We start from the raw sequence: 26,787 nt of genomic DNA on the forward strand, positions 1-26,787 counted from the left end.
GGCGGACCGCCGGTACAGCCCCGCTCAGCACAGACCTCGAGGAGTTGCCGTGCGCGACATCGTCATCATCGGATCCGGCCCCGCAGGCTGGACGGCCGCCATCTACGCGGCGCGCGCCGATCTGCACCCGGTGGTCGTCGCCTCGTCCGTCGAGATCGGCGGCGACCTGATGAACACCACCGACGTCGAGAACTTCCCCGGCTTCCCGGACGGCGTCCTCGGCCCGGAGCTGATGACGGCCATGCAGAAGCAGGCCGAGAAGTTCGGCGCGGAGACGTTCTACGACGACGTGCTGTCGCTCGACCTCGAGGGCGAGACCAAGACGATCCACCTCGGCTCCGGCGAGAGCATCGAGGCGAAGACCGTCGTCGTCGCCACCGGCTCCGCGTACCGCAAGCTCGGCCTGCACGACGAGGACCGCCTGTCGGGACACGGTGTCTCATGGTGCGCCACCTGCGACGGCTTCTTCTTCAAGGGCAAGACCATCGCCGTCGTCGGCGGCGGCGACTCCGCGATGGAGGAGGCGACCTTCCTCACCAAGTTCGCCGAGAAGGTCTACGTCATCCACCGCAAGGACTCGCTCCGCGCCTCCAAGGTCATGCAGAAGCGCGCCCGCGACAACGAGAAGATCGAGTTCGTCTGGAACACCGAGGTCACCGGCATCACCGGTGAGAACCACGTGAACGGCGTCAAGCTGCGCAACACGGTGGACGGCACCGAGTCGAAGCTCGAGCTCGACGGCCTGTTCATCGCGATCGGCAACGACCCGCGTACCCACATCGTCCACGGCAAGCTCGACCTGACGACCGACGGCACGATCGCCGTCACCGGCCGCTCGTCGCAGACCTCCGTGGCGGGCGTCTTCGCCGCCGGCGACGTGATCGACCCGACCTACCGTCAGGCCGTCACCGCCGCCGCGTCGGGCACCGTCGCCGCCCTCGACGCCGAGCACTACCTCGCCGCCCTCACCGATGGCATCGCCAGCACCGAGGGCACCCCGGCCGCCGAGCTCCTCACCCTCTAGCCCTCCCACCACCCGCACTCGAGTCGGCGCCGCCGGCTCACGAAGGAGAAAATCGTCATGTCCACCGCGAAGAGCGTCACCGACGCATCGTTCCAGGCCGATGTCCTCGACTCCGAGAAGACCGTCCTGGTCGACTTCTGGGCCGAGTGGTGCGGCCCCTGCCGCATGGTCGCCCCGATCCTCGACCAGATCTCGGCCGAGCACGGCGACAAGATCGAGATCGTCAAGCTGAACGTCGACGAGAACCCGCAGATCGCCGCAAAGTACCAGATCACCTCGATCCCGGCGATGAAGGTCTACCAGAAGGGCGAGGTCGTCAAGACCGTCATCGGCGCCAAGCCGAAGCCCGCCCTCGAGGCCGACCTGGCCGCGTTCCTCTGAGTTCGACTCCCCCAGGATTCGACTCCTCGAGCTGGGCTCCTTGAGCTGGGCTCACGTGAGCTCGACCCCCGACGAAGCCCCCGTGCCCCTGTGGCGCGGGGGTTTCGTCGTTCCTGGCACCCGATCGTGTTTCACGTGAAACGGCCGCAGAAGGCAGGCCACGGGCCGCACGGTGGCGTTCCCCTCCGCCGGTCCGCCCTGACCCCGCCGAGTAGTCTGGATCGATCCGGCTGACGGTCGGAGACCGTGTCCATCGAGCGGAGCGACAACACCGTGATCAACGCCGGCACCAACCTCGACCCCTGGTACGACTCCTACGCGGAGCGCACGGCCGGCCTTGCGGCCAGCGAGGTCCGAGCCCTGTTCGCCGTCGCGTCCCGCCCCGAGGTGGTCTCGCTCGCTGGCGGCATGCCGTTCGTCTCCGCACTGCCCCAGGACCTCGTCACCGACGCCATGGCGACCGTCATGCGCGAGCAGGGACCCGTCGCGCTGCAGTACGGCTCCGGTCAGGGCGTGCCGGTGCTGCGCGAGCAGATCCTCGAGGTGATGGCGCTCGAGGGCATTTCCGCCAGCGCGGACGACATCGTGGTGACCACCGGCTCGCAGCACGCCCTCGAGCTCGTCTCGAAGCTGTTCCTCGACCCGGGCGATGTCGTCCTCTCCGAGGGCCCGAGCTACGTCACCGCCATGGTGATCTTCCACTCCTACCAGGCCGAGATCGAGCACGTGGCGATGGACGAGCACGGCCTGATCCCCGAGGCGCTGCGCGAGCACATCGCGCACGTGCGCGCCGCCGGCAAGCGGATCAAGTTCCTCTACACGATCCCCACCTTCCACAACCCCGCGGGCGTCACGCTGAGCTGGGACCGGCGCGTCGAGATCCTCGAGATCTGCAAGAGCGAGGGCATCCTCGTGCTCGAGGACAACCCGTACGGCCTGCTCTACTTCGAGGACGTGCCACCGAAGGCGATGCGCTCCCTCGAGGAGGACGGCGTCATCTACCTCGGCACCTTCTCGAAGACGCTGGCGCCCGGCTTCCGCATCGGCTGGGCGCTGGCCCCGCACGCCATCCGCGAGCGGCTGATCCTCGCGAACGAGGCGGCTGTGCTCAGCCCCTCGTCCTTCAGTCAGCTGGTGATCTCGCAGTACCTGGCGACTGCGGACTGGCGCGCGCAGATCGGCACCTTCCGCGGGGTCTACCGCGAGCGCAAGGAGGCGATGATCCGCGGGCTCGAGACGCACCTCCCCGGTCTCACCTGGACGAATCCGAACGGCGGGTTCTACGTCTGGGTCACCCTCCCCGAGGAGCTCGACTCGAAGGCGATGCTCCCCCGCGCGGTGAAGGAGCTGGTCGCCTACACGCCCGGCACGGCCTTCTTTGGCAACGGCGACGGCCGGCAGAACATCCGGCTGTCCTTCTGCTACCCGACTCCTGAGCGGATCGGCGACGGCATCCGCCGCCTCGCGACGGTGATCAACGGCGAGCTCGACCTGCTGTCCACCTTCGCCGACGCCCGAGTGCGGAGAAGCGCCGACGTCGATCAGCGCGACGCCGTCCTCCCGCCCCAGATCTCCTGACTCCGTGATCCGCGAACGACAGAAGGCCCGGTCATGACCGATTTCTCCACCCTGGACCGCACCCTCGACATCGTCGTGATCAGCGGCGGCATCAGCCACGAGCGCGATGTCTCGCTGCGCTCCGGCCGCCGGGTCGCTGACCGCCTCTCGGCCATGGGGCACCGCATCACCCACCGCGAGCCCGACGCCGGTCTGCTGGCCGCGCTGCTCGACCAGCGTCCCGACGTGATCTGGCCCGCGGTCCACGGAGCGAGCGGCGAGGACGGCGCGCTGCTCGGCCTGCTCGAGGCGGCCGGCTTCCCCTACGTCGGCTCGCGCACGGATGCCGCCCGCCTCGCCTGGTTCAAGCCGACCGCGAAGACGCTCGTCGCGCGGGCCGGCATCGCCACTCCTCGCTCGATCACCCTCCCCCGCGAGACGTTCCGCGAGCTCGGCGCCGCAGGCATCCTCGACCGGGTCCGCGCCCACCTCCCCGGCCCGCTCGTCGTCAAGCCTGCGCAGGGCGGCTCCGCCCAGGGCGTGAGCATCGTGACGGAGACCGACGAGCTTCCGCGTGCGATGGTCGACGCCTACACCTACGGCGAGGTCGCGCTCATCGAGCAGCAGATCATCGGCACCGAGGTCTCCGTCGGCGTCCTCGACCTCGGAGACGGCCCCTTCGCCCTCCCCCCGGTCGAGATCGCCCCGGTGGCGGGCCGCTACACCTTCGAGGCCCGCTACAACGCGGGTGAGACCCGCTTCTACACCCCGGCCCGCCTCTCGGACGAGGCCCTCGCCGAGGTCTCCCGCGTCGCGGTCGCCGTCCACGAGCTGCTCGGCCTCCGCCACCTGTCTCGCATCGACTTCATCGTCGACCCCGACGGCCTCCCCTGGTTCTTCGACGCCAACGTGCTCCCCGGAATGACCGAGACCTCCCTCGTCCCCCAGGCCATCGAGGCCTCCGGCCGCTACCTCGGCGACGTCTACTCCACCCTGGCCCGCCTGGCCCTCGCCCCCTGACCGCTCCGTTTCACGTGAAACGCTCGGGCCCGCCACTCTGGTCGTGCGGAGCTACAGCCACACTGCCGTTTCACGTGAAACGCTCCATGCTGGTCGAGTAGCCGCCTGCGGCGGCGTATCGAGACCCACCCGCCTCCATGCAGCTACCGCCTGCAGCAGCGGGCCCGGTCTCGATACGGCGCTCTGCGCCTACTCGACCAGCATGCTGCCGCCTGCGGAGTACCGCACGAGTCCAGGCTCTTCCGCAGGCCTCGGTCCTACTGAACATGCTGGTCGAGTAGCCGCCCACGGCGGCGTATCGAGACCCCGTTCATGAGTACGACGATCGCCGGCATCGGCGGGCTCGGTCTCGATACGGCGCTGCGCGCCTACTCGACCAACATGTCGCTGACCGCAGTGAGCCGCCGACAGACAGGCTCCTGCCCGGACTTCCGCCGACCGAACGTCCTGATCACCCGAGCACGGGCGACAACAACATGCTGGTCGAGTAGCCGCCACCGGCGGCGTATCAAGCGGAGGGGGCGCCTTCAGCGCCAGCGCAGGGCAGGGAAGAGACCGACGTCCTTGCGGTGGTGGGTCTCGATACGCCCCTGCGGGGCTACTCGACCAGCATGCCTGCAGGTGTCTCTTCCAAGTAGACCCGCCCGCCGCGCTGCAGCATCCGCTGCAACTGATAGCTCGGTCTCGATACGTCGCTACGCGCCTACTCGACCAGCATGTGCATGCTCTCGGGCAGCCAACCGGGGGAGACGTCAGCGCTCCACGCACGTGCGTCCCACCACCATGCTGGTCGAGTAGCCGCGCCAGCGGCGTATCGAGACCCCGCCCCGTACTCACACCGTTTCACGTGAAACGGCCATACACCTACGGCGCCAGCGACACCTCGGTCGGCTCACCGATCTCCGCGAGGATGCGGTTCAGATCATGGATCGTCGCGAAGTCGATGACCACCTGCCCCTTGCGGGCTCCGAGCGTCACCTTGACCCGAGTGTTCAACCGGTCGCCGAGGTGGTCCGCCACTGTGCTGAGGTGCCCGGCATGACCGCCCTGCTCCTCCTCCGGCTCGCGCGCGCTCGCCTTCGGAGCCTTCAGCTGCGCAGCAGCCGCCTCGGCGGCACGCACCGACAGGTCCTCGTTGACGATCTTGTCCGCGAGCCGGCGCATGAGCTCCGGCGTCTCCACGGACAGCACCGCACGTGCATGTCCGGCGCTGAGCACACCGGCTGCCACCCGCGCCTGCACATCCGCGGGCAGACGCAGCAGGCGGAGGGTGTTCGAGATCTGCGGACGCGAGCGTCCGAGCCGCGTCGCGAGCGCCTCTTGCGTGATGCCGAAGTCGCTCAGCAGCTGCTGGTACGCCGACGCCTCCTCGAGCGGGTTCAGCTCGGCCCGGTGCAGGTTCTCCAGGAGCGCGTCCCGGAGCATGTTCTCGTCCGCCGTGTCCTTGACCACCGCGGGGATGGTCTTCAGACCGGCGGCCTTGGAGGCGCGGAAGCGCCGCTCCCCCATCACCAGCTCGTACTTCGCGCCCTTGCGCCCGGTGACCGGCCGCACGACGATCGGCTGCAACACCCCGAACTCGCGGATGCTGTGCACCAGCTCGGCCAGCTCGTCCTGGTCGAAGACGGAGCGGGGCTGCGCCGCGTTCGGCACGATCTCCGAGAGTGACAGCTGAGCGAGTCGAGCACCGGGAACCTGCAGCAGCTCATCCTCGGCGTTCGCCGCACCGACCTGATCCGGGAAGAAGACGTCGACGGGCCGCGAGCGGGTGTCGTCGCTGACCGGGATCAGGGCACCGATGCCCCGGCCGAGTCCTGTGCGCTTGGTCGCCATCAGCGATCCTCTCCATCGGTGGGTGCAGCAGGGGTCTTCGGCACGCCGCGTCGTGCGATCTCCGCGGCCGCCTCGAGGTAGGCGAGCGAGCCGGAGGACTGCGGGTCGTAGCTGATCACGCTCTGGCCGTAGGACGGCGCCTCGGAGATCCGCACGTTGCGGGGGATCACCGCGCGCAGCACTTCCTTGGGGAAGTGCTCGCGGACATCCGCCGCCACCTGGTTCGACAGGTTGGTGCGTCCGTCGAACATCGTCAGCAGGATGGTGGACACCGCCAGGTTCGGATTGAGGTGCCGCTCGATCAGGTCGATGTTCTTCAGCAGCTGGCTGAGTCCCTCGAGCGCGTAGTACTCGCACTGGATCGGGATCAGCACCTCGCGCGCCGCGACGAAGGCGTTGATCGTCAGCAGACCGAGCGAGGGCGGGCAGTCGATGAAGACGTAGTCGAACGGTTCGTCCATCCCCTTCAGCATCCGGTCGAGCGCTCGACGCAGTCGCTGCTCCCGGGCGACGAGAGAGACCAGCTCGATCTCAGCGCCGGCGAGGTGGATCGTCGCCGGGACGCCGTAAAGCGACTCGAACTCCGGACTCTTCTGCACGACGTCCGCCAGCGGGGTGTCGTTGACGATGACGTCGTACACGCTCGCCGTCTCAGCCCGGTGCTCGATGCCGAGCGCTGTCGAGGCATTGCCTTGCGGGTCGAGGTCGATGACCAGGACCTTCGCATCGCCACGCGCTAGGCCTGCCGCGAGATTCACGGTGGTCGTCGTCTTGCCGACGCCACCCTTCTGGTTCGAGATCGTGATGACGCGGGTCGTCTCCGGCTTCGGCAGCGGCTGCGCGTTGAGCAGCGCGCGCCGGCGCGTCATGTCCGCGATCTCGCGAGCGAGCGGGGTCGAGGCGTCGAATCCTCCGGTCAGTCCGGCGGGGTCGGATCGTTTCACGTGAAACCTTCGCTCAGCGGGTGGAAGTGGGGCAGCACCGAGGGACCGACAGTCGAGGATTCAGGGGATCGCGTGCGACGTCGTGGCGATCATCCCACTGTAGCTCGGACGACCCTCGTCACCTCGGAGAGCACGCCGTCGCCGAGCACGACGACCTCGGGCGGGGAGAGCTTGAAGCGGCGGATCTGCTTCGCCGCGGCCTCGATCTCCTTCTCGGCGTTGATGCCCTTCAGCAGGACGAGCTCGCCACCCGGTCGCAGCAGCGGCGCCGTCAGCGGAATCAGCTTCGAGAGAGCACTGACCGCCCGCGCCGTGACCTGGTCCAGCGGCTCCGCCAGCCGGACCTCCTCGGCGCGAGCCCGCAGAACCGAGACATTCTCGAGTTCGAGCGCGTCGACCTGCTCCTGCAGCCAGAGCACCCGGCGCTCCATCGGCTCGATCAGCACGAAGCGGACGTCCGGCCGCACGATGCCCAGCACGACGCCGGGAAGGCCGGCACCACTGCCGACATCACCCACGAGCCCCGGACGCAGGAGAGGGGCCGCCAGGGCGCTGTTGAGCACGTGCCGCGTCCACAGGCGCGGGAGCTCCAGCGGACCGATGAGGCCCCGCTCCTCCCCCTCGCGGGCGAGCGCCTCCGTGAAGCGCCGCAGGACGGGCAGTCGCTCACCGACGATCGCGGCGGCGGCAGCGGGCTCCGGCTCGAGGGTCGGCTCCACGGCGCTCAGCCGCGGGTGATGACGGTGTGGCGCTCGCGGGCCTCGCCGCGCGACTCCGACACGAAACCGCGCTCGCCGACCATGTCGTGGACCAGCTTGCGCTCGTAGGACGACATCGGGGGCAGCGACGCCGACGTCGCGCCCTCCTCGATGCGCTCGATCGCCCGGTCGACCAGCTGGGCCAGCTCGGCCTCACGGGCGTCCCGCGAGCCGCCGATGTCGAGGATGAGCCTCGAGAAGCCGCCCGTCTTCGTCTGCACCGCCAGGCGCGTGAGCTCCTGCAGCGCCTGGACCGCGTCCGGGCGGGAGAGCACGCGCAGGTTGGTGTCGCCGGAGGCCGTGACCGACAGGTAGGCACGGCCGTTGCGGACCTCGATGTCGATGTCGCCGTCGAGGTCGCAGATGTCGAGGAACTCCTCGATGTAGTCCGCGGCGACGTCGCCCTCCTCCTCGAGCTGCGACAGCGTCGGAGCGGCACCGCCGTCGGCGGAGGAGGCCCGCGGAGCGAGCTCCTCGTCGGCCGGAGCCTGCGCGTCCGGGGCCGCAGGAGCACCGGTGAACATCTGCGTCGAATCGGTCATTCTGGGGGCCTACTTCTTTCCGGCTTGCTTCTTGGAGCGGTTCTTGCTGACGGGCTGCGCGCGCTGCACGACCTTCTTCTCGACGAGCGTGACGGTGCCGGCGTCGGTCGTCTCCTCGACGAGCTTGCCCTTGCGGCGCAGGCGCTCCTCGCGGGCCTTCGCGGCCTCGCTGCCGGGGGTCGGCATGTTCCGGATGACGATGAATTGCTGGACCATCGTCCAGATGTTCGAGGTCAGCCAGTAGAACATGACGCCGAGGGGGAAGGCGAAGCCCGAGAAGGCGAAGACGAGCGGGAGGATGTAGAGCAGGATCCGCTGCTGCTTGAACGTCGGCGAGGCCTTGGCCTCGGGCGACATGTTCTTCGAGACGATCTGCAGCTGGGTGATGAACTGCGAGGCGGTCATCAGGACCACCATGACGACGGCGATGACGACGACGAGCTCCTGGCCGCCCTCCGCGAGCGCACCCTGGATCGACTGGTGCAGCGGGGCGATGCCGAAGAGGTTGGCCTCACCGAACTGGCGGGCGAGGACGTCGTCCAGCGGGCCGACGCCGCGCTGGCTGTGCTGCGCCGAGTTCAGCACCGAGAACAGGCTGAAGAAGATCGGCATCTGGATCAGCAGCGGGAGGCACGAGGCGAGCGGGTTGGTGCCCGTCTTCTTGTAGAGCTCCATCGTCTCGCGGGACATCGCCTCGCGGGACAGCTGGTCGCGCTTGCCCTTGTACTTGTCCTGGATCTTCTTGAGCTGCGGCGCCACCTCCATCATGCGGCGCTGGCTCTTGATCTGCTTGACGAAGATCGGGATGAGCGCGGCGCGGATGACGAGGACCAGCCCCACGATCGACAGCACCCAGGTGATGCCGGCCGCCGCATCGAGGCCGGTGAAGGTCAGCAGCTGGTGGAAGGCGACGAGGAGCAGCTCGACCACCCACTTGAGGGGCCAGAGAATCGTGCCGAGGAGGTCCATGGGAGGGGGTCAGTCCTTTCGAGGGCCCGCGACGAACCCGAATCGCGTCACGGCGAAGCGGGTCCGGCCGGGAGCCGGTCGGTGCAGGGGGATCGAGGTCGGCACGTCGTCGACCCCGCCGGCCGCCCACGGGTGGCAGCGGAGGAGTCGGCGGGCGCCGAGGACGGACCCGAGGACGAGCCCGTGGAGCTGGACCGCCTGGAGTGCGTAGGAGGAGCACGACGGGTAGTAGCGGCAGACGTCGCCGTACAGCGGCGAGATCACCGCCCGGTACACGACGAGCAGCAGGATGCCGATGTTGCGCGGCAGCAGGAGGAGGAACCAGCCCAGACGGGCGGTCCAGGAGGCCGCGGGCGGCGATCCGGGAGCGGTGACGACCGGCGCGGTCGTCGACGGCGCGGCCGTCACCGGAGCGCCTCGCCCGTGCGGACGGCGCGCGCACGGGTGACGGCGGCGACCACGTCCTGCCGCAGCGCGGACCACGGAGCGTCGGCACTGCCGGGCAGTGCCCGGACGACCACGTCGGTCCCGGACTCCAGCTGCGGCACGAGCTCGAAGGCGACGGCCTTGAGCCGGCGCCGCACGGTGTTCCGCTTCACGGCCGTCCCGACCGTCTTGGCCACGATGAAGCCGAACCGCACCGGTGCGTCGCCGGAGGACCTCCGGACATACGTGACGGTGTGCGGTCCCGTGGACCGCACACCGCGACGGACGACTACCCGGTACTCGCCACCGAGGACGATGCGATGGGCTCTGGCCAGCACCGCTGGACGGAATCGCTAGGCGCTACGCCGAGAGCTCGGTGCGGCCCTTGGCGCGGCGAGCGCTCAGGATGCCGCGACCGGCACGCGTGCGCATGCGCAGACGGAAGCCGTGCACCTTGGCGCGACGACGGTTGTTCGGCTGGAAGGTTCGCTTGCTCATAGTCAGATCTCCACGTACGGGTTCCGCGGTGCGAGCGGGGCTCCACGCCGGTGGCGGGGGCTCCGGTTCGTCCGGGAAGAGGGGGTGCCCGGGTGCCGATCGGCCCGATCCGCGAGGACCGTGCTCCCGACGCCGGGCAGGCGTCAACTGACTTAAACTACGTCCTCCGCCGCCACCGGTCAAATGTGCGCCGGGCGAAACCTCGATTCTGCACACGGGACGCGGTGTTCCGCGCATTGACACGCGGGTGTCGCTGTGGTGGATTTGTCTCCCGTCGGCTCCGTTGGTTACGGTGTTGAGCCGCAGTTATCCACAGGCGCGAACCGCCCCCTCCCGCGTGATCGCGGGGATCGGGCGAGGCCTGTGGAAGCGCCTGTGCAGGGATCGGGCCCCGGATCTCCGCTGGAACCGAGGGCCCGCCGTGACGGACGACAGCCCGAGGCGGCGGCCAGGATTTCGAGAGCGACCGAGGACCGGAGACAGATGCCTGACGACACGTCGATGATCGACGCGTGGAACGTGATCCGCGGCGAGCTGTCGCGGGACGAGCGCATCACCGCGCCGATGTACGGCTTCGTCTCGCTGGTGGAGCCCAAGGGCATCATGGCGGGCACCTTCTACCTCGAGGTCCCGAACGAGTTCACCCGCGGGATGCTCGAGCACCGGGTCCGCGTGCCGCTGCTCAGCGCGATCGGCGCCCTCGACGACTCCTTCGGCGTCTCGACCTTCGCCTTCGTGGTGAACCCCGACATCGAGCACGAGCCGATGAGCTCCCCGTCGTCCGACTCGCTGAACCCCTTCGAGCCGGTGACCGGCTCCTCCGCCACGGTCGCCCCGCCGGTCCGCGTCGTCGAGGAGCTGCGCACCGTGCCGGCGACCGACACCCGGCTGAACCCGAAGTACAGCTTCGACAACTTCGTCATCGGCGGCTCCAACCGCTTCGCGCACGCCGCCGCGGTCGCCGTGGCCGAGGCGCCGGCGAAGGCGTACAACCCGCTCTTCGTCTACGGCGACTCGGGCCTCGGCAAGACCCACCTCCTGCACGCCATCGGCCACTACGCGATGAGCCTCTACCCGGGCATCCGCGTGCGGTACGTGTCGAGCGAGGAGTTCACCAACGACTTCATCAACTCGATCGCGAACAACCGCGGCAACGCGTTCCACGGCCGGTACCGCAATGTCGACATCCTCCTGATCGACGACATCCAGTTCCTGCAGGGGAAGGCGGAGACGCAGGAGGCGTTCTTCCACACCTTCAATCAGCTGCACGACCACAACAAGCAGGTCGTGATCACGTCCGACCTGCCGCCGAAGGCGCTGACCGGCTTCGAGGACCGCATGCGCTCGCGGTTCGAGTGGGGCCTGATCACCGACGTGCAGGCGCCCGACCTCGAGACCCGCATCGCGATCCTCCGCAAGAAGGCCGTCAGCGAGAAGCTGCTCGTCCCGGACGACATCCTCGAGTTCATGGCGTCGAAGGTGTCCAGCAACATCCGCGAGCTGGAGGGGACGCTGATCCGCGTCACCGCGTTCGCGAGCCTCAACCGCACCCCGGTGGACATGGCGCTGGTGCAGACGGTCCTGAAGGACTTGATCACCCTCGACGAGGACAACGTCATCTCGCCGGTCGACATCATCAATCACACCGCGGACTACTTCAAGCTCACGGTCGACGACCTCTACGGCTCGTCGCGCTCGCAGGCCGTGGCCACCGCCCGTCAGATCGCGATGTACCTCTGCCGCGAGCTGACCAACCTCTCGCTGCCCAAGATCGGCCAGCTGTTCGGCAACCGCGACCACACCACCGTCATGTACGCGAACAAGAAGATCTCGGAGCTCATGAAGGAGCGCCGCAGCATCTACAACCAGGTCACCGAGCTGACCACCCGCATCAAGACCAACCGCTGACGGCCGAGCCGCGGCTGCTCCCTCTCTCCGGTCGAGCAGCCGCGCTGCGGCCCTCGCATGCCGGCGGAGCACCCGTAGAGCGGCCCCCACATGCTGGTCGAGCAGCCGCGCAGCGGCGTATCGAGACCCACCCCTCCCGGTGACGCCGTCTCCCACTACGCCCCCTCACCACCCCGCCACGCCCGCCCTCGTTCGCCACATCGAACGATTCCGGTCGATTTCCACACGTGTGAGCAACCTGTGGATAACTGTGGACAACCGCCCTCGATCTGTGCGCTCCGAGCACCCGCCTGTGCACTCCGGACGACCCGGTCGAATCCCTCCACAGGCCGTCCACGACCGCGCTCACACTCCGTCCACAGCTCGACCCCCTCCGCATCGCAGTCGGCAGTAGGGGTCCCGGACGTTTTCCACAGTTTCCACACGTGTTAACACTGTTAACGCAGTTCTCTCTTTAATCAGGGGCGGACCGGCAACCTCTCCACAGGGCTCGGCTGCGCCGGGAGGGCGCCGTGCTTCCGGGCACGTCGAAGCTGACGAGTACGATGGGCGTCGGTCTTCGTCCACGACTCGTCAGGGGTGTTCTCGTGAGGTTCCAAGCCAACCGCGATGTCTTCAGCGAGGCGGTGTCGTTCGCGGTCAAGCTGCTGCCGCAGCGCACGACCCTGCCGATCCTCTCGGGCATCCTCATCGAGGCGACCGCCGAGGGCCTCACGCTCTCCTCGTTCGACTACGAGGTCTCCGCGCAGACGCAGATCGCCGCCGACGTCGAGGAGACCGGCACGGTCCTCGTCTCCGGCCGGCTGCTCGCCGACATCGCCAACCGCCTCCCCAACGCCCCGGTGCGCGTCGCGACGGAGGAGTCGCGCGTCTCGGTCTCGGCCGGCTCCGCGCACTTCACGCTCCTGCAGATGCCCGTGGAGGAGTACCCGAGCATCCCCGAGATCGACGCCTCCACCGGCCTCGTCCCCGCGGACGCCTTCTCCGCCGCGATCTCGCAGGTCGCCGTCGCCGCCTCCCGCGACGACGTCACCCCCGTGATCACCGGCGTGCAGCTCGAGATCACCGAGAACACCATCGGCCTCGTCGCCACCGACCGCTACCGCGTCGCCGTCCGCGAGATCGACTGGGACAACGGCGACAACGCCGCTCCCAGCCAGCCGCTGACCGCGCTGGTGCCCGCGCGCACCCTGCAGGAGGTCGGCAAGACCTTCAGCCACTCCGGCACCGTCTCGGTCGCGATCACCCAGCGCGACGAGCGCGAGCTGATCGCCTTCACCGCCGATCGCAAGACCGTCACGTCGCTCCTGATCAAGGGCAACTTCCCGCCCGTGAAGCGCCTCTTCCCCGCCTCGGTCGAGAACTACGCCGTGATGGCGACGAGCGACCTCATCGAGGCCACCCGCCGCGTCTCGCTCGTCCTCGAGCGCGAGGCCGCCCTGCGCTTCAGCTTCAGCAGCGACGGGCTCACCCTCGAGGCCATCGGCTCCGAGCAGGCGCAGGCGTCCGAGAGCATCGACGCCATCGTCACCGGCGTCGACGTCGTCGTGTCGCTGAAGCCGCAGTTCCTGCTCGACGGCCTCGCCGCCGTGCACTCGGAGTTCGTGCGCATCGCGTTCACGAAGACCGAGAACCCCAACAAGCCCGGACCGGTCCTGATCACGGCGCAGACCTCGCGCGAGCAGCCCGGGAGCGACAGCTACCGCTACCTGCTCCAGCCGAACCTGCTCCTGCGCTGACCGCTCCTCCCCGATCGCAGCGCCGCGACCGCCCTGCTCCCGACGAGCACCCGCCCGCCGGACATCGAATCCCAGGAAGGTTCACCATGCACATCGGACTCGTCGGACTCGGCAAGATGGGCGACAACATGCGCTCCCGCCTGCGGGAGAAGGGCGTCGAGGTCACCGGCTACGACCGCAACCCGGACGTCTCGGACGCCGCCTCGCTCGACGAGATGATCGCCGCCCTCCCCGCGCCGCGCGTCGTCTGGGTCATGGTCCCGGCCGGCGCCATCACGGACGCCGTCGTCACCGACCTGTCCGAGAAGCTCAGCGAGGGCGACCTGGTCATCGACGGCGGCAACTCCCGCTTCACCGAGGACTTCAAGCACGACGCGCTGCTCAAGCCCAAGGGCATCCACTACATCGACGCCGGCGTCTCCGGCGGGGTCTGGGGCCTCGAGAACGGCTACGGCCTGATGGTCGGCGGCCCCAAGGAGCTCGTCGAGTACGCGATGCCCGTCTTCGACGCGCTGCGCCCCGAGGGCCCCCGCGAGGAGGGCTTCGTCCACGTCGGCGAGGTCGGGGCCGGCCACTACGCGAAGATGGTGCACAACGGCATCGAGTACGCGCTGATGCAGGCGTTTGCCGAGGGCTACGAGCTCCTCGACACCCGCAAGGACATCATCAAGGACGTCACCGGCACCTTCAAGGCGTGGCAGCGCGGCACGGTCGTCCGCTCCTGGCTCCTCGAGCTGCTCGTCCGCGCACTCGAGCAGGACCCCGAGTTCGAGCACATCGAGGGCTACGTCCAGGACTCCGGCGAGGGCCGCTGGACCATCGAGGAGGCCATCAACAACGCCGTCCCCGTCCCCACGATCAGCGCCTCGATCTTCGCGCGGTTCGTCTCCCGCCAGGAGGACTCCCCCGCCATGAAGGCGGTCGCGGCGCTCCGCAACCAGTTCGGCGGGCACTCCGTCAAAGCGGTCGACTGAGTCGACTGGTTGAGGACCGCCGAGGCGGTCCTCAACGGCGGTCGGCTTGTCGAAGCCGTTGCGTTTCGCAGAGCCGGTCGCGGACGGCGACCTGCGGCCCGCCGCCACCGTGAGGCAGGGATGCTCTCACGGCGGCGGCGGGCCTCCGGCCGCCTTCACCTTGCGCGGGGGAGTTCGTCGGCTTCTGCTGTGCTCGGTGGGAGAGGCGCGTCCTTCGGACGACGCGGTGGCTTGCTCGGTCGCGTCCTGCGGACGGCGGGGTTCCATGCTGGTCGAGTAGCCCCGCAGGGGCGTATCGAGACCCGCCGTCGTCAACCGTGGGGCCTGCAGACTCGTCCTTCTGACGCGGGTGGATCTCGATACGCCCGCTCCACGGGCTACTCGATCAGCAAGGCTCCGTCGCGGTGCACGGCCGCACCATGCTGGTCGAGTAGCCGCGCAGCGGCGTATCGAGACCCCGCGTCGGCAGGTGCCGCATCGGGCAGAGTGGACACGGAGGAGGTGAGCGCGTGCAGGTGACGCAGCTGGCGTTGAGCGACTTCCGCAACTACGCCTCCGTGGACGTCGCGCTCGCACCTGGCCCCAACCTCTTCGTCGGCCGCAACGGCCAGGGCAAGACGAACCTGGTCGAGTCGCTCGGCTACCTCTCCACCCTCGGCTCGCACCGGGTGTCCACCGATCAGGCGCTGATCCGCGCGGGTCGGGACAGCGCGGTGATCCGCGCCCGCCTGCGCAACGGCGACCGCGACCTGCTCGCCGAGGTGCAGATCAACCGCTCCTCGGCCAACCGCGCGCAGATCAACCGCGGCGGCATCAAGCCGCGCGAGCTGCCCCGCTTCTTCTCGAGCGTCCTCTTCGCGCCGGAGGACCTCCTCCTCATCCGCGGCGACCCGTCCGCGCGGCGCCGCTTCCTCGACCAGCTGGTCGTCCTCCGCTCCCCGCGGATGAGCGCCGTGCAGGCGGACTACGAGCGGGTGCTCCGTCAGCGCAACTCCCTCCTCAAGTCCGCGCGGGCGAGCGGCGTCCGCGATCCCGCCAAGCTCGGGACGCTCGACATCTGGGACGAGCGACTCGTCGCCCTCGGCACCGAGATCATGCAGTCGCGGCTGACCCTGGTCGACGAGCTGAGCGGACCGGTCCGCGCCGCCTACGAGGCGGTCGCCGGAGCGGACCAGCGCCCGGTCCTGCGCTCGCGCCTGAGCATCGAGGGAGCGGTCGACGACGACGACGAGCCCGTCGCGACGGCCCAGGCGTCCGCGGCACCGGCGGAGCTGGCCTCGACCTTCTCCGCGGCCCTGCTCTCCGTGCGCCGCCGTGAGCTCGACCGCGGGATCTCGCTGGTCGGGCCGCACCGCGACGACGTCCAGTTCGAGCTCAACGACCTCCCGGCGAAGGGCTACGCCAGCCACGGCGAGAGCTGGTCGTTCGCGCTCGCGCTCAAGCTCGGCGCGGCCGAGCTGCTCCGGCGCGACTCCCCCATGGGCGACCCCGTGCTGATGCTCGACGACGTCTTCGCCGAGCTCGACGCCCGCCGGCGCGAGCGGCTCGCGGCCGTGGTCGCCGACTACGAGCAGGTGCTGATCACGGCCGCCGTCTTCGACGACGTGCCCGCGGCGCTGGCGGCGCACACGGTCCGGATCGAGGCGGGCCGCATCGTCGAGTCCGACGCGGTCGTGGTCCCGGAGACGCCCCTGACCGCGCCCGAGAAGGCCGCGGATCCCGAGTCCGAGCCGGACTCCGAGCCGGAGCCGACGCCCTCCGCGGAGACTGAGCCCGTCCCCGAGCCTTCCGAAGAGCCCGAGCCCGCCGCGGACCCCGACCGTGGCTGACTCCCCCCGCCGCGGCGCGCCCTCCCCCGCGCCCGACTCCGAGGCCGCTCGCGTCTACCAGCACCTCAAGGAGGTCTTCGGCGGCGACGCCCCCCGCCGGGTGCGCAAGACCGTCGACCGCGCCGAGCCCAAGGGCGACGCCGCCCCGTTCGGCGGTGGCCGCGATCCGCACGACCTCGGCGACGTCCTCTCCTCTCTCACGGTGAAGCTCGGCTGGACCGCTCCCCTCGCCCAGGGCGATCTGATGTCGTCCTGGACGGCCATCGCCGGCGAGGAGACGGCGAAGCACTCCACTCCGGTCGGCGTGGTGGACGGCGTGCTCACGGTGGCGTGCGAGTCGACGGCCTGGTCGACGCAGCTGCGTCTGATGCGGATCGAGATCATGAACCACATCGCGGTGAACCACCCGGACGCGGGGATCACCGCGATCCGTTTCCAGGGGCCCGACGTCCCGAACTGGAAAAAGGGCCCCAGGTCGATTCCAGGGCGTGGTCCGCGCGATACCTACGGTTGAGGACGCATTTTCGGTCGACCCTCCAGAAATCGTTCGTCAGATCGCCACTGAGCGCCGCGCGACCGGCCGCCGCGCGGTAGAATGGAGGGCCGCCGAACCGCAGCGTCGACCCCGTGCGCGAGATCTCCAGATCCGCCTGCGCGCCGCGACGGACCGTCAGAGGAGAACTCCACAGCTATGACACCCGAGCCGACCGACTCCACGTCAGCCCCCGCAGCGAACGACCTGGACGCGAACGGCTCCACCGGCCCCTCCGCTGCTCCCGAGACCGCCGGGACGGAGGCGTCGCACTCCTCGGGGATGTCGACGAAGTCCTCCGGCGACTACGGCGCGAACCAGATCCAGGTCCTCGAGGGCCTCGAGGCGGTCCGCAAGCGCCCCGGCATGTACATCGGCTCGACGGGCCCGCGCGGTCTGCACCACCTGGTCTACGAGATCGTCGACAACGCCGTCGACGAGGCGCTCGCGGGCTACTGCGACAACATCGAGGTCGTCATGCGCGCTGACGGCGGCCTGACCGTCGTCGACAACGGCCGCGGCATCCCGGTGGACATGCACCCCACCGAGGGCATCTCCACCGTCGAGCTCGTGCTGACCGTCCTGCACGCCGGCGGCAAGTTCGGCGGCGGCGGCTACGCCGTCTCCGGTGGTCTGCACGGCGTCGGCTCGTCCGTCGTCAACGCGCTCTCCACCCGCCTCGAGGTCGAGGTGAAGCGCCAGGGCGCCTCCTACAGCATGACCTTCGCGGACGGAGTGCCGGAGGCGCCGCTCGCGAAGGGCGGGCCGAGCGACGAGACCGGCACCACCATCACCTTCTGGCCGAACGCCGAGATCTTCGAGACCGTCGAGTTCGACTACGAGACCCTCCGCGCCCGGTTCCAGCAGATGGCGTTCCTCAACAAGGGCCTCCGCATCGCGCTGACCGACGAGAAGGAGATCGAGTTCGACGGCGAGGGGGAGAACGAGACCTCCGGCCCGCGCAGCGACGTCTTCCTCTACGAGAAGGGCCTCGTCGACTACGTTGAGTACATCAACTCGCTGAAGAAGTCCGATCTCGTGCACTCCGAGATCATCGACTTCGAGTCCGAGGACACCGAGCGCCGCATCTCGCTCGAGGTCGCGATGCAGTGGACGACGGCGTACACCGAGAGCGTGCACACCTACGCGAACACGATCAACACCCACGAGGGCGGCACGCACGAGGAGGGGTTCCGGGCGGCGCTGACGACGCTCGTCAACAAGTACGCGCGCGCGAACAACCTGCTCAAGGACAAGGACGAGAACCTCTCGGGCGACGACATCCGCGAGGGCCTCACCGCCGTCGTGTCGATCAAGCTCGGCGAGCCGCAGTTCGAGGGCCAGACCAAGACCAAGCTCGGCAACACCGAGGCCAAGGCGTTCGTGCAGCGGGTCGCCGGCGAGCAGCTCGCGGACTGGTTCGACCGCAACCCCAACCAGGCCAAGGACATCATCCGGAAGGCGATCCAGGCGGCCTCCGCGCGGATGGCCGCCCGCAAGGCGCGGGAGACCGCGCGTCGCAAGGGCCTGCTCGAGGGCGGCGGCATGCCGGGCAAGCTCAAGGACTGCCAGTCGAAGGACCCGTCGATCTCCGAGATCTTCATCGTCGAGGGCGACTCGGCCGGCGGCTCCGCCGTCCAGGGCCGGAACCCCGAGACGCAGGCGGTCCTCCCCCTCCGCGGCAAGATCCTCAACGTCGAGAAGGCGCGCCTCGACCGCGCGCTCGGCAACAACGAGGTCCAGGCGATGATCACGGCCTTCGGAGCCGGCATCGGCGAGGACTTCAACCCCGACAAGGCGCGGTACCACAAGATCATCCTGATGGCCGACGCCGACGTCGACGGCCAGCACATCACGACGCTGCTGCTGACCCTGCTGTTCCGCTACATGCGCCCGCTGATCGACCTCGGCTACGTCTACCTCGCGCAGCCGCCGCTCTACCGCCTCAAGTGGTCGAACTCGCCGCACGAGTACGTCTACAGCGACCGCGAGCGCGACGCGCTGCTCGCGCACGGCGCCGCGTCGAACAAGCGCATGCCCAAGGAGAACGGGATCCAGCGCTACAAGGGCCTCGGCGAGATGGACTACAAGGAGCTGTGGGAGACCACGATGGACCCCGCCACGCGGACCCTCCTCCAGGTCACCCTCGACGACGCGGCCGCCGCCGACGAGATCTTCTCGACCCTGATGGGCGAGGACGTCGAGTCCCGCCGCTCCTTCATCCAAAAAAACGCGAAGGACGTGCGCTTTCTCGACATCTGATCGGTTATCGCGCCGCGATAACCGACAGATGTCGAGGTCGAGTAGGCCGCAGGCCGTATCGAGACCCGCGCGCCACCTCGCACCACCGCATCACAAGAACTGAACTGACACCCAGCGCGACCCGCCCCCGTCACGACCCGGGGCCCGGACCCACCTGAGAAGACAGAGATCATGGCAGACGAATCAGACACCCCCACCGGACCGGACGACGGCGAGGACATCGTCACCGAGACCGGTGTCGTGATCCACGGGCACGACAAGATCGAGCCGGTCGACCTGCAGCTCGAGATGCAGCGCTCCTACCTCGACTACGCGATGAGCGTCATCGTGGGCCGCGCCCTCCCCGAGGTGCGCGACGGGCTCAAGCCCGTGCACCGCCGCGTGATCTACGCGATGTACGACGGCGGCTACCGCCCTGACAAGGCGTTCTCGAAGTGCTCCCGCGTCGTCGGCGACGTGATGGGCCAGTTCCACCCGCACGGCGACTCGGCGATCTACGACGCCCTCGTCCGCCTCGTCCAGCCGTGGAGCCTCCGCTACCCGCTGGCGCTCGGCCAGGGCAACTTCGGCTCCCCCGGCAACGACGGCGCCGCGGCCCCCCGCTACACCGAGACCAAGATGGCCCCGCTGGCCCTCGAGATGGTCCGCGACATCGACAAGAACACCGTCGACTTCCAGGACAACTACGACGGCCGCACCCGCGAGCCGGCGATCCTGCCCGCGCGCTTCCCCAACCTGCTGGTCAACGGCTCGGTCGGCATCGCGGTGGGCATGGCCACCAACATCCCGCCGCACAACCTCCGCGAGGTCGCCGCCGGCGCGAAGTGGGCGCTGGAGAACCCGGAGGCGTCGCGCGAGGAGCTGCTCGAGGCGCTGCTGCAGCGCATCAAGGGCCCCGACTTCCCCACCGGGGCGCAGATCCTCGGCGTCCGCGGCATCCAGGACGCGTACCGCACGGGCCGCGGCTCGATCACGATGCGCGCCGTCGTCTCGATCGAGGAGATCCAGGGCCGCACCTGCCTCGTGGTCACCGAGCTGCCGTACCAGGTGAACCCGGACAACCTCGCGATCAAGATCGCCGAGCTGGTCAAGGACGGCCGCGTCTCCGGCATCGCCGACATCCGCGACGAGACCTCGGGCCGCACCGGCCAGCGCCTCGTCGTCGTGCTCAAGCGCGACGCGGTCGCGAAGGTCGTGCTGAACAACCTCTACAAGCACACCCCGCTGCAGGAGAACTTCGGCGCGAACATGCTCGCGATCGTCGACGGCATCCCGCGCACGCTCTCGCTCGACGGCTTCATCCGCGCGTGGGTCGACCACCAGGTCGAGGTCATCGTCCGCCGCACTCAGTACCTGCTCGACGAGGCCGAGGCGCGCATCCACATCCTGCGCGGCTACCTCAAGGCGCTCGACGCGCTCGACGAGGTCATCGCCCTCATCCGCCGCTCCCCCACCGTGGAGGAGGCCCGCGACGGCCTGATGGAGCTCCTCGACATCGACGAGGTGCAGTCGCGCGCCATCCTCGACATGCAGCTGCGCCGGCTCGCCGCCCTCGAGCGCCAGAAGATCATCGACGAGCACGACCGGATCCAGGCCGAGATCGAGGACTACAAGTCGATCCTCGCGAGCCCGGAGCGCCAGCGGACGATCATCTCGGACGAGCTCGACGAGATCGTCGACCGCTTCGGCGACGACCGCCGCACCGAGATCCTCTTCGGCTTCGACGGCGACATGAGCGTCGAGGACCTGATCCCCGAGGAGGAGATGGTCGTCACCGTCACCCGCGGCGGCTACCTCAAGCGCACCCGCAGCGACTCGTACCGCGCCCAGCACCGCGGCGGCCGCGGCGTGCGCGGTGCCCAGCTCAAGGCCGACGACATCGTCGAGCACTTCTTCGTCACCACGACGCACCACTGGCTGCTGTTCTTCACGAACACCGGCCGCGTGTACCGCGCCAAGACGTACGAGCTGCAGGAGGTCAGCCGCGACGCGAAGGGCCAGCACATCGCGAACCTCCTCGCGCTGGAGCCCGGCGAGCAGATCGCCCAGATCCTCGACATCCGCGACTACGAGGCGGCCCGCTACCTCGTCCTCGCCACCCGCGACGGCCTCGTCAAGAAGACGGCGCTGATGGAGTACGACACCAACCGCTCCGGCGGCATCATCGCGATCAAGCTCCGCGAGGGCGACGAGCTCGTCTCCGCGCTCCTGGTCGACGAGGACAGCGACGTGCTGCTCGTCTCCCGCAAGGGCATGTCGATCCGCTTCACCGCCTCGGACCAGGCGCTGCGCCCGATGGGCCGCTCCACCTCCGGAGTGATGGGCATGTCGTTCCGCGGCGACGACCGACTGCTGGACGCCAACGTCGTCAGCGACGAGGGCTACGTCTTCGTCGTGACCGAGGGCGGCTACGCGAAGCGCACCGCGGTCGACCAGTACCGGCTCCAGGGCCGCGGCGGTCTGGGCATCAAGGTGGCCAAGCTCGAGGAGAAGCGCGGCGACCTGGTGGGCGCCATCATCACGGGGGAGGACGACGAGGTGCTCGTCGTCCTCGCCAGTGGCAAGGTGGTACGCTCTGCCGTGGCCGAGGTACCGGCCAAGGGTCGCGACACCATGGGAGTCGTCTTCGCACGATTCGCAGACGACGACCGCATCATCGCACTCGCCAAGAACACCGAACGCAATCTCGACGCCCAGGACGAGGATCCCGACGCCGCGGCGTCGGCCGAGTCCGAAGCGGTGTCGGAGGAGGATGAGTCCGTCGATGAGTAGCACGGTCGCCGAGAAGCTCGCCAAGAAGTCCGCGAAGAGCCCGGCGGCGAAGCAGGTCAGACTCAAGCTGGTGTACGTCGACTTCTGGTCGGCCGTCAAGCTGTCGTTCCTGCTCGGTCTGACGCTGGCGATCATCACGATCGTCGTCGTCTACCTCGTCTACACGGTGCTCGCGCAGACCGGCGTCTTCGACGAGGTCAACGGCCTCGTCCAGGACATCGCCGGCGCGGAGGCGTTCGACCTCAACACGATCATCTCGCTGCCCCAGATCATGGGCTTCGCGGTCGTCGTCGCGGTGCTGAACACCATCGTCACCACCGCCCTCGGTGCGATCGTGGCGCTGCTGTACAACCTCAGCGTCAAGATCACCGGCGGCCTGCTGGTCGGCTTCACCAACCAGTAGGGCGGAGCGGCCGATTGGGATTCTGACCCGGTGTCGGGTAGAGTCACATCTGGCCATTTCGGGGGTATAGCTCAGGCGGTTAGAGCGCTTCACTGATAATGAAGAGGTCCCAGGTTCAAGTCCTGGTACCCCCACGTGCCGAACGGCCCGACATCGCGAGGTGTCGGGCCGTTCCACTCTCGCCGGTGTTCCGCCGCCGGTCCGGGGCCTTAGCTCAGTTGGTAGAGCGCCTGCTTTGCAAGCAGGATGTCAGGAGTTCGAATCTCCTAGGCTCCACACTCGAACCCCTCTCGGGGTCCTCCTCACCCGCTGTGCGTGCCGTGCCGCGGGCGGCGCGCTCGGGCGGCGAAGTCGTCGAGGGCCGCCAGGACCTCCACGGCCTCGAACGATCGGTTCCTGCGTCCCGCTCGCGACTGGGCGAGGACTCCGGCCTCGACGAGCTTCTGCACCGAGGCCTCCGCGGTCGGGAAGCTCACCCCGAGCTGGGCGGCGACCAGCGCGACCGTGACCACGGGCTGGCGGAGCAGCAGCTGACGCAGTGCATGCACCGAGGAGTCGCTCCGCGCGCGGATGCCGGCGTCCCACCGCGCTCCGATCGCCGCGATGTCCGCGGCGAGTCGCCGGCCGTTCTGCACGGCGGCGAAGGCGGCGTCGGCGAGTGTCTCGATGATCGGGCGGACATCCCCGGAGCGGTAGGCGGTCAGCGCGTCGAAGTAGCGCTTCATGTCGCCGAGCAGGCCGGCGGAGACGGGGACGGTGACGTTCTCCGTGACCCCGGCAGCGCGGAGCATGCCCTGGACGAGCGCGCGACCCGTCCTGCCGTTGCCGTCCGGGAAGGGATGGACGGTCTCGAACTGCGCATGCGCGATCGCCACCTGCGCGAGGACGGGGACGTCGACCCGGCGGGCGAACTCCATGACATCGAGCATCAGCGCCGGGACGCGCTCGTGATGCGGAGGAACGAAGACGGCACCGTGCGGGGACACCCCGCCTCCGCCGATCCACACCTGCTGGTCGCGCCAGTGCCCGACGATGTCGGGGGCCGTGCTCTCCAGCAGGACGCGATGCATGGTGAGCACGGCATCGGTGTCCAGCTCGTCGGACAGCGCGATCGCCGCTTCCATCGCGGCGACGTTGCGGACGACCAGCTGAGCGTTCGTCGACGTGGAATCGCCGAGCTCGGCGAGCGCGACCTGCTTGGCACTCGCGGTGAGCTGCTCGACCTCGGAGCTCGATGCGCTCTCGGTCCGCAGCAGGATGGAGGCGAAGGGCGCGGTGAGGGTGCCGACCTGAGCATCGAACCGCGTCAGCTCCCGGCTCGCGTCCTCGCTGACGGCGAGCAGGTCGGAGGGCAGCGAGACGTCGAGGTCCGCGACGAAGGGCGGGACCGCTGCTCGATACGGGCCGGCCGCGGCACGGAGGAGTCGGCGCGACGCCACCTCGTCCCCGCTCCGCTGCCACGGTCGCTGCTCGAAGCCGACCGCGGGCCAGGATCTGTAGCTCGGGGGGCTCTGATCCTCGGTCATCCTCGGAGTGTACTCAAGGAAAAGTCGATAAGCCTTAATAAGAACTCTCCGGACTGCGAGCAACTCGTTCTCCGGCGGGAGGCGGCGGGGTCAGCGAGGCTGGCAGGCCAGGCCGAGGAAGTTCTCGACGGAGAGGGTCTCGGAGGTGCCGTCGCGGATGTCGCCGACGATGATCTCGCCGACGGACAGGGTGTCGAACTGCTCGGCGGTGAAGACCACGGGGCGGCCGATGACCGAGCCGCCGACCGCGTAGGCGCCGAGGGTGAGGTCGACGCCGAGGGGGAAGCGCTCGATCTCCCGGTCGGCGGGCCAGACGGTGCGCCCGGCGAGGTCGGTCGCGCCGATGTCGTCGACGGGCTCCGGGGCGACCCACCGGGTGATCCGCCGCGCGCGATCGCCGATCAGCAGGGGAGCGGTGTCCTCGACGGCGAGGTCGAGGCCGTCGACGGCTCCGGAGCAGACGACGACGACGCCCAGCACCTCGGCGCGCTGTCCGCCGCGGCCGATGCCGACGGTCGCCTCGGAGACGGGCTCCGTCGCGCAGCCGGACAGCGCCAGCGAGGCCGTGGCCGCCAGCACGACCGCGACGCTGGCGACTCGACGACGATGCGGCACGAGGTCACCCTACGGCGAGGGCGAGCGCGGAGAGCGCCTGGGGGAGTGACGGCGCCCCCTCCGCACGGAACACCGCGCGGCCGTCGGCGCCGCGGACCACGACCGTGGGGGTGGAGCGGATGTCCGCGGCTTCCGCGGCCTCGGGCGCGAAGGCGACGTCGAACTCGCGGATCTCCGCAACGGGGACCAGCTCCGCCGCGCGCTCGAGCACGCTGCGGGCCGCGTTGCAGGCGCCGCAGAACGCGGACGTGTAGAGCTCGACGATCACAGGGGAGACAACGCCGGCGAGTACCGCACGATTCCCGGGGGCGGGTCTCGATACGCCCGCTGCGCGGGATACTCGATCAGCATGGAGGTCTCAGGTCGAGCGGGAAGCGGCTCGGCGTCCCGGTGATGAGGGAGAGGACGCGGCGGCGGCCCTGCATGCTGGTCGAGTAGCCGCCGGAGGCGGCGTATCGAGACCCGCCGTCAGCGCAGCATCCAGGCCTCGTTCATCGTCAGCGCGACGTCGATCAGCTCGACCCGCTCGAGTCCCTCGACCTCGGCCAGCGGGAACCACGCCGCGGCGTCCGTCGAGCCGTCGACCTCGTGGGTCAGCTCGCCGCCGGTCACCCGGGCGCGGTAGACGACGCGGATCGCGTGCAGCGGGCCGGCGTCGGGGTCGCTGCGGCGGTGCGCGGGGATCACGTGCGAGTCGACGCCGATCAGCCCCTCGAGCTCGGCGTGGTAGCCGGTCTCCTCGAAGATCTCGCGGACGGCCGCGTCCGCGGGCGACTCGCCCTCGTCGATGCCTCCGCCGGGAAGCGTCCACGCCTCCCAGGGTCCCTGGCTCCAGTGCGCGAGGAGCATGCGCTCGCCGTCGATGATCACGCCGTACGCGGCGACCCGGATGTCCACATCAGCAGCCTAACCGCGGACCGCGCACCACCGGACACGCGTGAGGCCCGGACCCGCAGTGCGGTGTCCGGGCCTCACGCGGCGACTCAGGAAGCGGTCGACGCCGGCGACTGCGCGGCGCTGGCCGGCTCGTCCTCGGCGACCCACAGCTCGTCGTCGGCGCGGAACGTCTGCCAGACGGCGTAGCCGATGCCGCCGACGGCGACGAGGGCGGCGCCGATCGCGAAGACCGTGCCGACCTTGTTCTTCTTCTTCGGGGGAGTGGTGAGCTCCTCCCAGCGCGCCTTCGAGATCTCGGCGAGCTTCGCGCGGTTCTTCGAGTCCTTGGCGGCCTCGAACGCGGCTGCGGCGGTGCCGCCGACAGCGGCGAAGGTCGGGAGGACCTTGTGCTTGTAGGCGTCGCGTGCGGAGGAGTACGTGCCCTCGACGGCGGAGACACCGTTGTCGTAGACGGGCTTCACCCGGCTCGAGTAGGCGTCCTTGACGGCCGGCACGACCTCCTTCTTCGCGTACTTGGTCGCGTGGCGGCGGCTCTTCTCGAGAACGGAGGCGGCGTGCGCCAGCACCTCCTGCTGCTCACTCCAGACCGCCTCGGCGTTCTTGCGGAGGCGCTTGAGATCCTTCTTGTGCTTACGTGACAGACCCACTTGGTCCTCCATCGGCTACGAGCGGCGAACAACGGCTCAATACTGCCACTCATCCCGCGGCCCGCGCATCGCGCACCCAGCGCATTGACACCCGGCGTTGCGGAGCCCTACAGAGCCGCTGTGCGAGAATCCACCCATGCCTTTGCACACCGCAGTCGCGACGTTCCACACGACCAAGGGCGACATCGTCGTCAACCTCTACGGCAACCACGCGCCGAAGACGGTCCGCAACTTCGTCGGTCTCGCGACCGGCGACATCGAATGGACCCACCCGGCGACGGGCGCCAAGACGAAGGAGCCGCTCTACAACGGCACCGTCTTCCACCGCATCATCCCCGACTTCATGCTCCAGGGCGGCGACCCGCTCGGCCAGGGCATCGGCGGCCCGGGCTACCAGTTCGACGACGAGATCAACTCCGAGCTCGACTTCACCCAGCCCTACATCCTCGCGATGGCGAACGCCGGCAAGCAGGCGGGTCGCGGCACCAACGGCTCGCAGTTCTTCATCACCGTCGCGCCGACCACCTGGCTCCAGGGCAAGCACACCATCTTCGGCGCCGTCGCCGACGACGAGTCCAAGAAGGTCGTCGACTCCCTGTCGGCCGTGGCGACCGACGGTCGCGACAAGCCCCTCGAGGACGTCGTCATCGAGAGCGTCGAGATCACCGAGGTCTGACCGCCTCTCCACCACTCATCGAGGGTCGGGTCCGTCTGGGCCCGGCCCTCGTTCT

Annotated in this window: 26 protein-coding genes and 2 tRNA genes; 15 read left to right on the forward strand and 13 right to left on the reverse strand. The window is 69.2% G+C overall.

Annotated elements, in window-relative coordinates; all coding sequences use genetic code 11:
* The first annotated feature begins 49 nt into the window (after positions 1-49).
* From trxB to EDF35_RS06805, 4 genes are all read left to right on the forward strand, one after another.
* Entirely contained in the window at positions 50-1,024 is a 975-nt protein-coding gene (gene trxB / locus EDF35_RS06790; RefSeq protein ID WP_133961322.1) for a thioredoxin-disulfide reductase, read from the forward strand.
* A 57-nt stretch (positions 1,025-1,081) separates the two neighbouring features.
* Complete coding sequence (gene trxA / locus EDF35_RS06795) at positions 1,082-1,405, forward strand: thioredoxin (protein ID WP_123447267.1); 324 nt, start codon at positions 1,082-1,084, stop codon at positions 1,403-1,405.
* Positions 1,406-1,657: 252 nt separating this feature from the next.
* Entirely contained in the window at positions 1,658-2,983 is a 1,326-nt protein-coding gene (locus EDF35_RS06800; protein ID WP_243839894.1) for a PLP-dependent aminotransferase family protein, read from the forward strand.
* 33 nt (positions 2,984-3,016) lie between these two features.
* The gene (locus EDF35_RS06805; RefSeq protein ID WP_133961324.1) at positions 3,017-3,982 is read left to right on the forward strand and encodes a D-alanine--D-alanine ligase; all 966 of its coding nucleotides are present in this window, start codon (positions 3,017-3,019) and stop codon (positions 3,980-3,982) included.
* 864 nt (positions 3,983-4,846) lie between these two features.
* Here the strand turns inward: EDF35_RS06805 and EDF35_RS06810 are convergent.
* The 8 genes from EDF35_RS06810 to rpmH form a co-directional block, all read right to left on the reverse strand.
* Positions 4,847-5,815 (reverse strand): ParB/RepB/Spo0J family partition protein, encoded by a 969-nt coding sequence (locus EDF35_RS06810; protein WP_123447265.1) that lies wholly within the window; start codon positions 5,813-5,815, stop codon positions 4,847-4,849.
* The gene (locus EDF35_RS06815; RefSeq protein ID WP_133961567.1) at positions 5,815-6,684 is read right to left on the reverse strand and encodes a ParA family protein; all 870 of its coding nucleotides are present in this window, start codon (positions 6,682-6,684) and stop codon (positions 5,815-5,817) included. Before EDF35_RS06815 ends, EDF35_RS06810 begins: the two co-directional genes overlap by 1 nt.
* A gap of 164 nt (positions 6,685-6,848) precedes the next feature.
* Entirely contained in the window at positions 6,849-7,478 is a 630-nt protein-coding gene (gene rsmG, locus EDF35_RS06820) for a 16S rRNA (guanine(527)-N(7))-methyltransferase RsmG (RefSeq protein ID WP_133961326.1), read from the reverse strand.
* Positions 7,479-7,483: 5 nt separating this feature from the next.
* Entirely contained in the window at positions 7,484-8,059 is a 576-nt protein-coding gene (locus EDF35_RS06825) for a R3H domain-containing nucleic acid-binding protein (RefSeq protein WP_243732904.1), read from the reverse strand.
* 9 nt (positions 8,060-8,068) lie between these two features.
* Positions 8,069-9,028, reverse strand: a complete 960-nt coding sequence (yidC, locus tag EDF35_RS06830) for a membrane protein insertase YidC (RefSeq protein ID WP_123447263.1) — start codon at positions 9,026-9,028, stop codon at positions 8,069-8,071.
* Between the two features lie 9 nt (positions 9,029-9,037).
* The gene (yidD, locus tag EDF35_RS06835; RefSeq protein WP_123447535.1) at positions 9,038-9,358 is read right to left on the reverse strand and encodes a membrane protein insertion efficiency factor YidD; all 321 of its coding nucleotides are present in this window, start codon (positions 9,356-9,358) and stop codon (positions 9,038-9,040) included.
* A gap of 74 nt (positions 9,359-9,432) precedes the next feature.
* Positions 9,433-9,792, reverse strand: coding sequence for a ribonuclease P protein component (gene rnpA / locus EDF35_RS06840; RefSeq protein WP_133961328.1), 360 nt, complete (start codon positions 9,790-9,792; stop codon positions 9,433-9,435).
* A 22-nt stretch (positions 9,793-9,814) separates the two neighbouring features.
* Positions 9,815-9,952 (reverse strand): 50S ribosomal protein L34, encoded by a 138-nt coding sequence (gene rpmH, locus EDF35_RS06845; protein WP_055784512.1) that lies wholly within the window; start codon positions 9,950-9,952, stop codon positions 9,815-9,817.
* Positions 9,953-10,435: 483 nt separating this feature from the next.
* Here rpmH and dnaA point away from each other — a divergent pair, with 483 nt between their 5' ends.
* The 10 genes from dnaA to EDF35_RS06895 all read left to right on the forward strand — a co-directional run bounded on the left by dnaA (position 10,436) and on the right by EDF35_RS06895 (position 22,647).
* Positions 10,436-11,860 carry a chromosomal replication initiator protein DnaA gene (dnaA, locus tag EDF35_RS06850; RefSeq protein ID WP_123447261.1) on the forward strand — a complete coding sequence of 475 codons (1,425 nt, stop codon included), beginning with the start codon at positions 10,436-10,438 and terminating at the stop codon, positions 11,858-11,860.
* 587 nt (positions 11,861-12,447) lie between these two features.
* Positions 12,448-13,599: a DNA polymerase III subunit beta gene (gene dnaN / locus EDF35_RS06855; RefSeq protein WP_123447260.1), complete on the forward strand. Its 1,152-nt coding sequence runs from the start codon at positions 12,448-12,450 to the stop codon at positions 13,597-13,599.
* Positions 13,600-13,685: 86 nt separating this feature from the next.
* On the forward strand, positions 13,686-14,573 hold the full coding sequence (gene gnd / locus EDF35_RS06860; protein WP_123447259.1) for a phosphogluconate dehydrogenase (NAD(+)-dependent, decarboxylating): 888 nt from the start codon (positions 13,686-13,688) through the stop codon (positions 14,571-14,573).
* Positions 14,574-15,082: 509 nt separating this feature from the next.
* On the forward strand, positions 15,083-16,402 hold the full coding sequence (gene recF, locus EDF35_RS06865; protein WP_133961330.1) for a DNA replication/repair protein RecF: 1,320 nt from the start codon (positions 15,083-15,085) through the stop codon (positions 16,400-16,402).
* Positions 16,395-16,916, forward strand: a complete 522-nt coding sequence (locus EDF35_RS06870) for a DciA family protein (protein WP_123447257.1) — start codon at positions 16,395-16,397, stop codon at positions 16,914-16,916. The genes recF and EDF35_RS06870 overlap by 8 nt, the downstream gene beginning before the upstream one ends.
* A 300-nt stretch (positions 16,917-17,216) precedes the next feature.
* Positions 17,217-19,196 (forward strand): DNA topoisomerase (ATP-hydrolyzing) subunit B, encoded by a 1,980-nt coding sequence (gyrB, locus tag EDF35_RS06875; RefSeq protein ID WP_133961569.1) that lies wholly within the window; start codon positions 17,217-17,219, stop codon positions 19,194-19,196.
* A 171-nt stretch (positions 19,197-19,367) separates the two neighbouring features.
* Entirely contained in the window at positions 19,368-21,968 is a 2,601-nt protein-coding gene (gene gyrA / locus EDF35_RS06880; RefSeq protein ID WP_127887911.1) for a DNA gyrase subunit A, read from the forward strand.
* The gene (locus EDF35_RS06885; RefSeq protein WP_123447255.1) at positions 21,961-22,371 is read left to right on the forward strand and encodes a DUF3566 domain-containing protein; all 411 of its coding nucleotides are present in this window, start codon (positions 21,961-21,963) and stop codon (positions 22,369-22,371) included. The genes gyrA and EDF35_RS06885 overlap by 8 nt, the downstream gene beginning before the upstream one ends.
* A 60-nt stretch (positions 22,372-22,431) precedes the next feature.
* Positions 22,432-22,505, forward strand: a tRNA-Ile gene (locus EDF35_RS06890).
* Positions 22,506-22,574: 69 nt separating this feature from the next.
* A tRNA-Ala gene (locus tag EDF35_RS06895) sits at positions 22,575-22,647 on the forward strand.
* A gap of 26 nt (positions 22,648-22,673) precedes the next feature.
* On the opposite strand, the gene EDF35_RS06900 is transcribed toward EDF35_RS06895, so the two are convergent.
* The 5 genes from EDF35_RS06900 to EDF35_RS06920 form a co-directional block, all read right to left on the reverse strand.
* Positions 22,674-23,897, reverse strand: a complete 1,224-nt coding sequence (locus EDF35_RS06900; RefSeq protein ID WP_133961332.1) for a Fic family protein — start codon at positions 23,895-23,897, stop codon at positions 22,674-22,676.
* 90 nt (positions 23,898-23,987) lie between these two features.
* Positions 23,988-24,512: a hypothetical protein gene (locus EDF35_RS06905; protein ID WP_133961335.1), complete on the reverse strand. Its 525-nt coding sequence runs from the start codon at positions 24,510-24,512 to the stop codon at positions 23,988-23,990.
* A gap of 4 nt (positions 24,513-24,516) precedes the next feature.
* Positions 24,517-24,780, reverse strand: coding sequence for a thioredoxin domain-containing protein (locus EDF35_RS06910; RefSeq protein WP_133961337.1), 264 nt, complete (start codon positions 24,778-24,780; stop codon positions 24,517-24,519).
* A gap of 200 nt (positions 24,781-24,980) precedes the next feature.
* Positions 24,981-25,409: an NUDIX hydrolase gene (locus tag EDF35_RS06915; protein ID WP_133961339.1), complete on the reverse strand. Its 429-nt coding sequence runs from the start codon at positions 25,407-25,409 to the stop codon at positions 24,981-24,983.
* An 86-nt stretch (positions 25,410-25,495) separates the two neighbouring features.
* Complete coding sequence (locus EDF35_RS06920; protein ID WP_123706109.1) at positions 25,496-26,056, reverse strand: hypothetical protein; 561 nt, start codon at positions 26,054-26,056, stop codon at positions 25,496-25,498.
* Between the two features lie 136 nt (positions 26,057-26,192).
* On the opposite strand from EDF35_RS06920, the gene EDF35_RS06925 reads away from it, so the two are divergent.
* The gene (locus tag EDF35_RS06925; RefSeq protein ID WP_133961341.1) at positions 26,193-26,732 is read left to right on the forward strand and encodes a peptidylprolyl isomerase; all 540 of its coding nucleotides are present in this window, start codon (positions 26,193-26,195) and stop codon (positions 26,730-26,732) included.
* The last annotated feature ends 55 nt before the right edge of the window (positions 26,733-26,787 follow it).

Source organism: Rathayibacter sp. PhB151, from assembly GCF_004366415.1.
Classification (GTDB): Bacteria; Actinomycetota; Actinomycetes; order Actinomycetales; family Microbacteriaceae; genus Rathayibacter; species Rathayibacter festucae.

Bases quoted from the DNA above. Each gene is read 5' to 3' on its own strand.
- trxA (WP_123447267.1), top strand. From the start codon at position 1,082: ATGTCCACCGCGAAGAGCGTCACCGACGCATCGTTCCAGGCCGATGTC.
- gyrA (WP_127887911.1), top strand. From the start codon at position 19,368: ATGGCAGACGAATCAGACACCCCCACCGGACCGGACGACGGCGAGGAC.
- EDF35_RS06825 (WP_243732904.1), bottom strand. From the start codon at position 8,059: ATGACCGATTCGACGCAGATGTTCACCGGTGCTCCTGCGGCCCCGGAC.
- yidC (WP_123447263.1), bottom strand. From the start codon at position 9,028: ATGGACCTCCTCGGCACGATTCTCTGGCCCCTCAAGTGGGTGGTCGAG.
- gyrB (WP_133961569.1), top strand. From the start codon at position 17,217: ATGTCGACGAAGTCCTCCGGCGACTACGGCGCGAACCAGATCCAGGTC.
- EDF35_RS06885 (WP_123447255.1), top strand. From the start codon at position 21,961: ATGAGTAGCACGGTCGCCGAGAAGCTCGCCAAGAAGTCCGCGAAGAGC.
- EDF35_RS06810 (WP_123447265.1), bottom strand. From the start codon at position 5,815: ATGGCGACCAAGCGCACAGGACTCGGCCGGGGCATCGGTGCCCTGATC.
- EDF35_RS06900 (WP_133961332.1), bottom strand. From the start codon at position 23,897: ATGACCGAGGATCAGAGCCCCCCGAGCTACAGATCCTGGCCCGCGGTC.
- EDF35_RS06815 (WP_133961567.1), bottom strand. From the start codon at position 6,684: ATGACGCGCCGGCGCGCGCTGCTCAACGCGCAGCCGCTGCCGAAGCCG.
- dnaA (WP_123447261.1), top strand. From the start codon at position 10,436: ATGCCTGACGACACGTCGATGATCGACGCGTGGAACGTGATCCGCGGC.
- gnd (WP_123447259.1), top strand. From the start codon at position 13,686: ATGCACATCGGACTCGTCGGACTCGGCAAGATGGGCGACAACATGCGC.
- EDF35_RS06805 (WP_133961324.1), top strand. From the start codon at position 3,017: ATGACCGATTTCTCCACCCTGGACCGCACCCTCGACATCGTCGTGATC.
- rpmH (WP_055784512.1), bottom strand. From the start codon at position 9,952: ATGAGCAAGCGAACCTTCCAGCCGAACAACCGTCGTCGCGCCAAGGTG.
- EDF35_RS06925 (WP_133961341.1), top strand. From the start codon at position 26,193: ATGCCTTTGCACACCGCAGTCGCGACGTTCCACACGACCAAGGGCGAC.